The organism is uncultured Caulobacter sp. (genome assembly GCF_947036865.1).
In the GTDB taxonomy this organism is placed as follows: Bacteria; Pseudomonadota; Alphaproteobacteria; order Caulobacterales; family Caulobacteraceae; genus Caulobacter.
On the sequence record NZ_CAMQSF010000074.1, the window covers coordinates 1 to 10696 of the forward strand.

10 protein-coding genes are annotated in these 10696 nt (G+C 63.5%); 1 reads left to right on the plus strand and 9 read right to left on the minus strand.

Annotated features, from left to right (window positions below):
• From Q0V34_RS20040 to Q0V34_RS20055, 4 genes are all read right to left on the minus strand, one after another.
• The coding region (locus Q0V34_RS20040) for a biotin/lipoyl-containing protein (RefSeq protein WP_297515940.1) at nucleotides 1-481 on the minus strand (481 nt) is incomplete at its 3' end.
• Nucleotides 482-614: 133 nt separating this feature from the next.
• A complete protein-coding gene (locus Q0V34_RS20045) occupies nucleotides 615-1979 on the minus strand; it encodes a pyruvate dehydrogenase complex E1 component subunit beta (protein ID WP_297515942.1) in 1365 nt (454 codons plus the stop codon).
• Nucleotides 1976-3007: a pyruvate dehydrogenase (acetyl-transferring) E1 component subunit alpha gene (gene pdhA, locus Q0V34_RS20050; RefSeq protein ID WP_297515945.1), complete on the minus strand. Its 1032-nt coding sequence runs from the start codon at nucleotides 3005-3007 to the stop codon at nucleotides 1976-1978. Before pdhA ends, Q0V34_RS20045 begins: the two co-directional genes overlap by 4 nt.
• Nucleotides 3008-3173: 166 nt before the next feature.
• Complete coding sequence (locus tag Q0V34_RS20055; RefSeq protein ID WP_297515948.1) at nucleotides 3174-3476, minus strand: septum formation initiator family protein; 303 nt, start codon at nucleotides 3474-3476, stop codon at nucleotides 3174-3176.
• A gap of 379 nt (nucleotides 3477-3855) precedes the next feature.
• Here Q0V34_RS20055 and Q0V34_RS20060 point away from each other — a divergent pair, with 379 nt between their 5' ends.
• Entirely contained in the window at nucleotides 3856-4416 is a 561-nt protein-coding gene (locus Q0V34_RS20060) for a hypothetical protein (RefSeq protein ID WP_297515951.1), read from the plus strand.
• Nucleotides 4417-4430: 14 nt separating this feature from the next.
• Here the strand turns inward: Q0V34_RS20060 and eno are convergent, their stop codons facing one another.
• From eno to Q0V34_RS20085, 5 genes are all read right to left on the minus strand, one after another.
• Nucleotides 4431-5711, minus strand: a complete 1281-nt coding sequence (gene eno, locus Q0V34_RS20065; RefSeq protein ID WP_297515954.1) for a phosphopyruvate hydratase — start codon at nucleotides 5709-5711, stop codon at nucleotides 4431-4433.
• A gap of 78 nt (nucleotides 5712-5789) precedes the next feature.
• Complete coding sequence (locus tag Q0V34_RS20070) at nucleotides 5790-6779, minus strand: retropepsin-like aspartic protease (RefSeq protein ID WP_297515957.1); 990 nt, start codon at nucleotides 6777-6779, stop codon at nucleotides 5790-5792.
• A gap of 120 nt (nucleotides 6780-6899) precedes the next feature.
• Nucleotides 6900-7082 carry a 50S ribosomal protein L32 gene (rpmF, locus tag Q0V34_RS20075; protein ID WP_252629722.1) on the minus strand — a complete coding sequence of 61 codons (183 nt, stop codon included), beginning with the start codon at nucleotides 7080-7082 and terminating at the stop codon, nucleotides 6900-6902.
• Nucleotides 7083-7213: 131 nt separating this feature from the next.
• Nucleotides 7214-8758: an ACT domain-containing protein gene (locus tag Q0V34_RS20080; RefSeq protein WP_297515960.1), complete on the minus strand. Its 1545-nt coding sequence runs from the start codon at nucleotides 8756-8758 to the stop codon at nucleotides 7214-7216.
• A 118-nt stretch (nucleotides 8759-8876) separates the two neighbouring features.
• Nucleotides 8877-10529 carry a CTP synthase gene (locus tag Q0V34_RS20085; RefSeq protein ID WP_297515964.1) on the minus strand — a complete coding sequence of 551 codons (1653 nt, stop codon included), beginning with the start codon at nucleotides 10527-10529 and terminating at the stop codon, nucleotides 8877-8879.
• Between the last annotated feature and the right edge of the window lie 167 nt (nucleotides 10530-10696).

Consider the following 10696-nt stretch of genomic DNA (forward strand, 5'->3'; position numbering starts at 1 on the left):
TGACCACGCGACCGTGCGGGCCCGAGCCCTTGATATTCTTCAGATCCAGCCCCGCGGCCGACGCCAGGCGGCGGGCCAGCGGCGAGGCGAAGACGCGCGAGCCGTCAGCCGTCACCGGAGCGGCCGGCGCGGGCTTGGCGGGCGCGGCGGTCTCGCCGCCGCCCTGAACCGGCGCGGCCGGCTTCGGAGCCTCGGCGGCCTTAGGGGCTTCGGCCTTCGGGGCCGGCGCGGGGCTCTCGCCCTCGCCCGCCAGCTTGGCGATCAGGGCGTTGACCTTGACGTTCTCGGTCCCCGCCTCGACCAGGATGGCCTCGACCACGCCTTCGTCGACGGCCTCGACCTCCATGGTCGCCTTGTCGGTCTCGATCTCGGCGATCACGTCGCCGGCCTTGACGGTGTCGCCGACCTTGACGTGCCACTTGGCGAGGGTCCCCTCCTCCATGGTGGGCGACAGGGCGGGCATCAGGATGTCGATCGACATTGAGCTTCTTCCTCAAGCGTTCGGGACGTTGTCGGCCGGGCCGTCGTCCGCGATACCCCGCCTTCCGACGGGATGAATGCGTTGGCGAAGACGATGCGGCCCCTGCTGTTCGGGAGCAAGGGCCGCGCCCGTCCTAGCGGTAGCTGACGGTCTTGGCCGCCTTGACGATCTTCTCGACCGACGGCAGCGACAGGGCTTCCAGGTTGGCCGCGTAAGGCAGCGGCACGTCTTCCTGGTGCACGCGCAGCGGCGGGGCGTCCAGATAGTCGAAGCCGTGCTCGGTGATCCGGGCGACGATCTCGGCGCCGACGCCCATCGGGCCCCAGCCTTCCTCGACCGTGACCAGGCGGTTGGTCTTCTTGACGCTTTCCAGGATGGTCGCGTGGTCCATCGGACGGATCGTGCGCAGGTCAACGACCTCCGCCTGGATGCCTTCCTTCTCCAGTTCCTCGGCCGCCTTCAGGGCGAAGCCGACCATGCGGCTGTAGGCGACCAGCGTCACGTCCGAGCCCTCGCGGCGGACCTTGGCCTTGCCGATCGGCACGACCCAGTCCTCGACGTCCGGGATGTCGAACTCGTGGCCGTACATCATCTCGTGCTCGAGGAAGACGACGGGGTTCGGATCGCGGATCGCGGCCTTCAGGAGGCCCTTGGCGTCGGCGGCGTCGTAGGGCGCGATGACCTTCAGGCCCGGGACGTTGCCGTACCAGGCGGCGTAGTCCTGGCTGTGCTGGGCCGCCACGCGCGAGGCCGCGCCGTTCGGGCCGCGGAACACGATCGACGACTTGATCTGACCGCCCGACATATACAGCGTCTTGGCGGCCGAGTTGATGATCTGGTCGATCGCCTGCATGGCGAAGTTCCAGGTCATGAACTCGACGATCGGCTTGAGGCCGGCCATCGCCGCGCCGACGCCCATGCCCGCGAAGCCGTGCTCGGTGATCGGGGTGTCGATGACGCGCTTGTCGCCGAACTCCTGCAGCAGCTCGCGGCTGACCTTGTAGGCGCCCTGGTACTGGGCGACTTCCTCGCCCATCAGGAACACGCGGTCGTCGCGGCGCATCTCCTCGGCCATGGCGTCGCGCAGGGCGTCGCGGACCGTGATCTTCTTCATCGGCGTACCGGCCGCGATCTCAGGATCGGCGAAGGTCGAGGCGGCCGAGATCGGCCCCGCGGGCGCGGGCGTGGCGGCCTGCGGCGCGGCCTTTTCCGGCTCGCCGGTGGCTTGGGCCGGAGCGGCGGGCGCCGAGGCGGCCTCGCCCTCGCCCTTCAGGCGGGCGATCAAGGTGTTGACCTTGACGTTTTCGCTGCCGGCCGGGACCAGGATGGCCTCGATCACGCCTTCGTCGACGGCCTCGACTTCCATCGTCGCCTTGTCGGTCTCGATCTCGGCGATCACGTCGCCGGCCTTGATGGTGTCGCCTTCCTTGACGAGCCATTTGGCCAGGGTGCCTTCCTCCATGGTGGGAGAAAGGGCGGGCATCAGGATGTCCGTCACTCGGCGGCCTCCAGGTAGACGTCGGTATAAAGTTCGGAAGGATCGGGCTCGGGACTCGTGCGCGCGAACTCGGCGGCCTCGGCGACGATGCGCTTCACCTCCGCGTCGACGCTCTTCAGGTCGTCCTCGGTGACGCCGGCCTTGGCCAGGCGCTCCTTGATGTGGTCGATCGGGTCACGGGTCGTCTTGACCTCGTCGACCTCTTCCTTGGTGCGGTACTTGGCCGGGTCGGACATCGAGTGGCCGCGATAGCGATAGGTCTTCATCTCGAGGATGTACGGACCCTGGCCGCTGCGGGCGTGCTCGGTGGCGCGGGCGCCGGCTTCGCGGACGGCGATGACGTCCATGCCGTCGACTTCCTCGCCCGGAATGCGGAACGAGATGCCGCGCTTGTGGAAAGCCGTCTCGGACGCCGAGCGCTCGACCGCGGTGCCCATGGCGTACTGGTTGTTCTCGATCACGTACACGACCGGCAGCTTCCACAGCTGGGCCATGTTGAAGCTCTCATAGACCTGGCCCTGGTTGGCCGCGCCGTCGCCCATATAGGCGTACGACACGTTGCCGTTGCCCTTGTAGGCGTTGGCTAGCGCCAGACCGGTGCCGAGCGAGACCTGGGCGCCGACGATGCCGTGACCGCCGTAGAAGCCGGTCTCGATGTCGAACATATGCATCGAGCCGCCCTTGCCCTTGGACGAGCCGCCGGCCCGGCCGGTCAGTTCGGCCATCACCTCGCGCGGATCCATGCCAGCGGCCAGCATGTGGCCGTGGTCACGGTAGCCGGTGATGATCTGGTCGCCCTTTTGCGAGATCGACTGCATGCCGACCGCGATGGCTTCCTGACCGATATAGAGGTGGCAGAAGCCGCCGATCAGGCCCATGCCGTACAGCTGGCCGGCGCGCTCCTCGAAGCGGCGGATCAGCAGCATGTCTTGATAGAATTTCAGGAGCTCGTCCTTGCCGACGAAGGCGTTGACACCGGTTTCCGGCGTCTTCCCTTCCGAGGCCTCAGCCTTGCGCGTACGCGCCATTCAAATCTCCCTGGCCCATCTTCATCGCGGCCTTCGTCCTGGGGGCGCTTCCCGCCGAAAAATTCGTCGGTTCCGCGAAGGAAACACCCGGATGAACTATCATACCAGCGCGAAGCCATGGCGGCCTCGGGCCAGTCGGCAATCGATTCCGAAGCTACGCGCCCGCTCAGCTCGGACGCTTGACGCGGATCACATAGTCCTTCGGATCGGCGTAGCCTAGGAGGGAACGCGCGCGCTCCTCCAGGAGATCAGCCGACAGACTGCCGCCGCGTAATAGACGAGCGCGGGCCTCCAGGTCCATCCTCTCCGCGCGTATCTTCCTGAGTTCCTTCGTTTTTGCTGCGAGGTCCGCGTTGCGTCGCGAGATGGACAGCAGGCCGCGATCCCCCGTCAGAGCGTGAAAGGCGAAGTAGAAAATCAGGAAAAAGATCGCCGCGGTCGGCAGGAAAGGTTGCAGTCGGGCGAACATCGGAGCTTCCCGGAAAGGGAATCGCAGGATCGCCGACCACGCTTAACGCCTTCTAAATCCGGGCGTTGGGCAGGGTTATCATCGGGTCGCGAATTATCCCGCCGATGCTTTCAGATGAGATGGTTTCAAGCGCATCGAGATGCCGCATCGCCGAAGTTATTTCGCGGACGCGAACTGACCAGAAATGGTCTCGTTTGAAACGACCGCTAGGCTTTTAGAAAATTTGTGGGTTAACGCGATCGACCGCCGTGACCGAGGCCCGGTCTCGCTCCGTCATGGTCGCGGAATCGCCACGATCCGCCTGATCCTGTGGTGACGCTTTGAGGGGATCGTGCCGATGTCGACGCGTCGAAACATCGTTCTAGGAGTCGCGGGGGGATTGCTTGTCCCGTCCCTGGCTTTCGCCAGCACGCCCGGCATCGTCAAGGGCCGGCGCGGCGGGCCGGACATGATCGAGGGCCGCCCGCCCAAGCTCGACTTCGGCAAGGGCCTGGTGATCCCGATGAACAACGCGATCTTCAAGGCGCTATGGGAAGGCGAGGACCGCTGGGTCACCTACGGCCACGCCATCTCCGATCAACGGATGCTGGCCATGGGACACGCCGAGGACGCCGCGCTCGGCACGATGAAGTTCATGCTTCTGACCCTGGCCTTCGCGCCGGAACGTCTGGAACGGTTCGAGAGCTGCGGCTGGAAGCTGAAGTCCGGCAATCTGGACGATCTGGTGCGGGGCGAGATCGCCCTGCCCGGCCATCCCGTCCTTCCGGCCGTGGACGAGGTCGGCGACCCCGCCGGCGGCGCGACGCCCGATGGCGAGTCCACCGGTCCCTCGGGCTATCACGCCGTCACCGGCTACATGGTGATGAAGAAGGACGCGCCGCTGGACTACGTAAAGCAGAAGGCGCGGTTCGTTACGGGAACCGCGCCTTCGAAGTCTTAGCGATGTAGACGCGCTCAGCGGCCCTTCAGCGCCGCGCGGCCGGCATAGACGCCTTGGTCGTCCAGCATCTCCTCGATGCGCAGCAGCTGGTTGTACTTGGCCGTCCGGTCCGAGCGGGCCAGCGAGCCGGTCTTGATCTGACCGCAGTTCAGGGCGACGGCCAGATCGGCGATCGTCGAGTCCTCGGTCTCGCCCGAGCGGTGGCTCATCACGCTGGTGTAGCCGTGGCGGTGGGCCAGCTCGACCGCGTCGATGGTCTCCGACAGCGTGCCGATCTGGTTGACCTTCACGAGGATCGAGTTGGCCAGGCCCTTGTCCAGGCCGATCCGCAGGCGCTTGGGGTTGGTGACGAAGAGGTCGTCGCCGACCAGCTGGACCTTCTTGCCCAGGGTGTCGGTCAGCAGCTTCCAGCCCTCGAAGTCGTCCTCGGCCATGCCGTCCTCGATCGTCAGGATCGGGAACTTGGCGACGAGACCGGCCAGGTAGTCGACCATGGCGGCCGGATCCAGCGACTTGCCCTCGCCTTCCAGCTCGTATTTGCCGTTCTTGAAAAACTCGGTCGAGGCGACGTCCAGGCCCAGGACGAAGTCGTCACCGGCCTTGTAGCCGGCCTTCTCGCCAGCCTTGACGATGAAGTCGAGCGCGGCCTCGGCCGAGGCGAGGTTCGGCGCGAAGCCGCCCTCGTCGCCGACATTGGTGTTGTGACCGGCGTCCTTCAGGGCCTTCTTCAGGCTGTGGAAGATCTCGGCGCCCATGCGCAGGCCTTCGCGGAAGGACGGGGCGCCGGTCGGCAGGATCATGAACTCCTGGATGTCGATCGGATTGTCGGCGTGGGCGCCGCCGTTGATGATGTTCATCATCGGGGTCGGCAGCAGCCGGGCGTTGACCCCGCCGACATACTTGTAGAGCGGCAGGCCGGCCGACTCGGCGGCGGCCTTGGCCGTGGCCAGCGACACGCCCAGGATGGCGTTGGCGCCCAGGCGGGCCTTGTTGGGCGTGCCGTCCAGTTCGATCAGCAGGTTGTCGACGCGGCGCTGGTCCTCGGCGTCGACGCCCGACAGCGCGTCGAAGATCTCGCCGTTGACGGCGTCGACCGCCTGCTGGACGCCCTTGCCGAGATAGCGGTCCTTGTCGCCGTCGCGCTTTTCGTTGGCCTCGTGAGCGCCGGTCGAGGCGCCCGACGGCACCGCGGCGCGGCCGAACGCGCCATCCTCCAGAACCACATCGACCTCGACCGTCGGGTTCCCCCGGCTGTCGAGAATTTCGCGGGCGATGATATCGACGATCTCGGTCATGGGCGCTCCTGGAAAAGGCGCCTCCCCTTACCGACCCCACCCTCGAATCGCAACACTCGGCCCTTTGGCGCGCGGCGCCTAGGCGTTGAGGATCTGAGGCGCGATCCCGCTCTGCCCCAATCGGAAAAGCACCTTGCCCGCGCCGAAGTCCAGCTCGACCCGCGCGAACAGCCGCAGAACATCCACGCCGAGCAGCGCCGCGGGGCGGTCATTGAGTCCCCAGACATCGAAGATGTGGAGGTCGGCGAAGGCCATGGGAATGTTGGTGATCCGCACGTCGCCCATGGTCATATGGGAAATCACGCGAAATTCGCCCAGCTTCATCTCGCCCCCGGCGGTCAGGAGGCGCGCCTGACTGACCACATCCGACTTGCGTCGGCGCGCGGCGATGGCCCGGGCCAGCGCCATGTTGCCGATGCTGACGCCCCCGCCGCTGTCGATGAAGGCCAGCGCGCGGGCGCCGGCGATGCGAGAATCCGCCAAGGTCAGGCGGCCGAACCGGGCGTCGGCCCAGACGGACACCTCGCGCGGCGAGCGGACATAGTCTTCCGTCGACTGGCTGCGGCGCACCTCGAGCTGCTTGCGCTCGAAGTCCATCACCACGTTTCGGCCGTCCAGAATGTCGACGCCGAGCAAACCGTCCGCGCCGACGCGCTCATAGGGCAAGACCGGCAGGATGCTGTTCACGAGGCGCGCATCGCCCGTCCGCAACTTCGGGGTCAGCGCCGTGGGGCAGGTGATCGATCCGGAGACGCCATGCACGATCACTTCCGGACCGGGCGCCAGGCCCAGCCGCTCGACGAGGCCGGGGGTCAGGACGCTGCGGTCGGCGCCGGTGTCGACGACGAACTGGAAAGGCCCCTGATCGTTGATCATCACCGGCACGGTCAGGCGCGCGTCCTGGTCCAGCGAGGCGTCCAGCACGAGCAACGGCGGCTCGGCGGGGGGCGTGGGGGTCGAGGACGGCGGCGTCTGGGACAGTGAAACAGGCGTGACCGCCGCGGCCAGGACCGGCGACGCGGCCAACGAAAGTCCCATTCCCGCCGTCATGTCGCGGCGTGTCAGCATGGGCGAACCTCCCACGGGGGAGGCTAACACCGTTTTTGCCCGCGCGACGAAAATACGACAAAAAACGCCGCCCGGGCGGAGCCGGGCGGCGTCTTTCAAGCGTCGAACGCGAAAGAGACCTTAGTCTTCCTTCGGCGTCAGGATCTGCTTGCCGTTGTACATGCCGGTCTTCAGGTCGACATGGTGCGGGCGGCGCAGCTCGCCGGTGTCCTTGTCCTCGATGAACGCGTTGGCGCCCAGGGCGTGGTGCGACCGGCGCATGTTCCGGCGAGAAGGCGAAGTTTTTCTTTTAGGAACGGCCATCGAAGTGACTCTGCTCGCTGAGCGTGAAAATCGGAAGCGGCGGCTTGGGAGCGCCCGAGCCGCCGCGTGAGGGCGCGCTTATGACTCATATCCGCTTTAGATTCAAGCGGTATCTGGACAGCGCCAGGCGGCTAGCTCCGGCTGCGCTTGACGCTCTGGAGCCATGTTTTGAGTTTGCGTCCAATATAATCTGGATGCTTCGGAAGGGCCGCCGTCGCATCGTCCTTATAGGTCAGGAACTGATGATCGGGTAGATTACTGAAACGTGCTTGGCCAAACCGGTCCTGGTGCACAACAATCTTGAACGGTTTCATCTGGCCATGCATGAAACCGATTTCGTGTGTCTGATTGACACTTAAATTTCCAGTATATTTTCGACCCTCCTCATTGAACGCGAGCACGATACAGGCATCGCTCATCCATAGAGATGCCTGTATATAATCGTATGTCGTGTCATTTTCTTCGTCTATGCTAGCATCAACCCAATGCATGTCTTCTTGCTTTATTATATCCTTGAAAGCATCTATCAATAGAACATTCGGGTCACCCGGTCTGCCGAAGAATTTATAGCACAAGAATATCTTAATTCGATTATCGCCAGAGAAATCTCTCTTTTCGATAATCCTATCTGTTGCATATGAGAATTGAGCCGGCATAGATATAGTTCTGCCATCGGCTCTCGAAAGAAACACCGATTTCGCAGCCTGTATGACCGGCTTTATATTGGGCTTGCTGATGCCGTGCCGGAGGTTCTTGTTCTCTTTCATCAGTGTGTCGAGCTTTGAGGAGAGCATCGACATGCAATTGTCCGCAGTACGGTCGGGTTGCGGCTCGCACACCGCCACGAATCTCGAAATTTCCGTATTTAATCCTTTGGGCGGAGTCCGGGACAAACGGGAAGATAAAATATTAAATCCGCTCTCGCCGATCAAACTTGTAACCGCGAACAGCGCGCCAGATATATCTCTGTGAGATATAGAAATCTCAAGGGAATCTTTTGCGGGAAATATATACCTTATATACGAATTTTCAGTATTTCCGGAACAAACAACAAATCGAGTATTATACAAATCTCCGACAGGAGACTTTGGCATGTTTTTCGATGACAGATGGTACCAACTCGAGTTTTGAATGAATCCATTCTTCATATATACAGGATATATTTCGAGATAATTAGACGGGGCCTCTATTCTTTTTATGATAGCCGCGCCAGCCCCAAATCGGGCATTTAAAGCACTCTCGATCTTTCTTACAGCTTTATCAAGTTCCTCAACATAATTTTCGAGTTGGAATTTCTGATTATTTATTCTGGTCGATCCCTCCGGCGGATAAGCGACTGGCTCCAAGACTAGGGTGGAGACATGCCTTGTACGCCCTTCGATAGTGACTGAATCCGCGATCGCGATATTGATTATGCTGAAGGATTTTATCTCGCCAAGAACGGCGTTGAAAGAAAGCTTCTCTTCCGTGTGGCTCGTGATGAGCTTGTAGCAGTACGGGAGTTTCTCAAGCGCGATCGGAGAGAGGATAATATCGGGCGGATGGTTCTCGCTCGGTCTGGTCACGCCGACATAAGCCCGCGCACCCGACTGAAGTCCTAGAAAAGCTCGAAGCTGCCACGGCACAGGGAGGTGGTTATTCTCTCCCAACTGGATAAGTCCGCCCTGAATTTCCATGATCGCCCCCCAGCTTGGAGGAACGATATTCGCATTGTTCCGCTCGTCGGAGTCAACCCTTCCGGGAAGCTTACAGCGAATCGCACGCGCATTGCGGGCTCTGCATGGCGAGAAGACGTCACACCAGCCGGCCGTGCTCCTTGGCCGCCGCGATAAAGCTGGCGAACAGCGGGTGCGGGGCGAACGGGCGGCTCTTCAGTTCCGGGTGGTACTGGACGCCGATGAACCACGGATGGTCGTCCCGCTCGACGATCTCGGGCAGCACGCCGTTGGGCGACCGGCCGGTCAGTTTCAGGCCCGCGTCCTCCATCAGGTGGACATAGCCGATATTGACCTCGTAGCGGTGCCGGTGACGCTCGCTGATCTCGGTCGCGCCATAGATCTCGGCGACCTTGGAGCCCGCCGTCAGCACCGCCTCGTAAGCCCCCAGGCGCATGGTGCCGCCCAGGTCGTCGCCCTTGCGACGCTGGACCATCTCGTTGCCCTTGATCCACTCGGTCATGATGCCGACCACCGGGCGCTCGGTCGGTCCAAACTCGCTGGAGGTGGCGTCCTTGATCCCCGCGACGTTGCGCAGGGTCTCGATGACGGCCATCTGCATGCCGAAGCAGATGCCGAAATAGGGCACCTTGCGCTCGCGGGCGAACTGGGCCGCGCGGATCTTGCCCTCCGCGCCGCGCTCGCCGAAGCCGCCGGGCACCATGATGGCGTGGGCGTTCTCCAGGCGGGCCGCCGCGGCCCCCTCGTCGCCCTCGAACGTCTCGCTCTCGACCCAGTCGAGATTGACCTTGACCTTGTTGGCCAGCCCCCCGTGGTGCAGGGCCTCGATCAGCGACTTGTAGGCGTCCTTCAGCACCGTGTACTTGCCCACCACGGCGATGGTGACCTCGCCGTCGGGGTGCTGGACGGTCTCGTCGATCTGCTTCCAGCGCGACAGGTCGGGCTGGGGCGCGTCGTGGATGCCGAAGACATCCAGCACCTCGGCGTCCAGGCCCTGCTCGTGATAGTCGATCGGCACGGCGTAGATGGACGAGCTGTCCATCGCCTGAATGACCGCGCTGGGCCTCACGTTGCAGAACTGCGCGATCTTGCGCTTTTCCTCGGCGGGAATCTCCTGCTCGCAGCGGCACAGCAGAATGTCGGGCTGGATGCCGATCGAGCGCAGTTCCTTGACCGAGTGCTGGGTCGGCTTGGTCTTCATCTCGCCGGCCGTCTTGATGAACGGCAGCAAGGTCAGGTGAACGTAGCAGCTCTGGTGGCGCGGCAGGTCCTGGCGCAGCTGGCGGATAGCCTCGAAGAACGGCAGGCCTTCGATGTCGCCGACCGTGCCGCCGATCTCGACCAGCACGAAGTCGACGGGCTTCTCGCCCGTCTCGTCCATGGCCGGCGACAGGACGAAATCCTTGATCTCGTTGGTGACGTGCGGGATCACCTGGACGGTCGCGCCCAGATAGTCGCCGCGGCGCTCCTTCTCGATGATCGTCTTGTAGATCTGGCCGGTGGTGATGTTGTCGGCCTTGGTCGCCGACACGCCGGTGAAGCGCTCGTAGTGGCCAAGATCCAGGTCCGTCTCCGCGCCGTCGTCGGTCACGAAGACCTCACCGTGCTGATACGGGCTCATCGTGCCCGGATCGACGTTGAGATACGGATCGAGCTTGCGCAGGCGGACCTTGTAGCCGCGCGCCTGCAGCAGAGCGCCGAGCGCCGCCGAAGCCAAACCCTTGCCGAGCGAGGAGACCACGCCGCCGGTGATGAAGATGTACCGCGTCATGGGCGATCAGATTACCCGTGATTCGACGACGCCGGTGAAAAGACCTGCGTTCATCAACAAGATTAAACCCCCGAGGTCGCCCTCGGGGGTCGGTTCGGTTCCGTCGGAGACGGTTTAAGGCTTGGGCTGCTCTGCCGGCGGCGCGGCCGCCGGGGCGGCGACCGTCG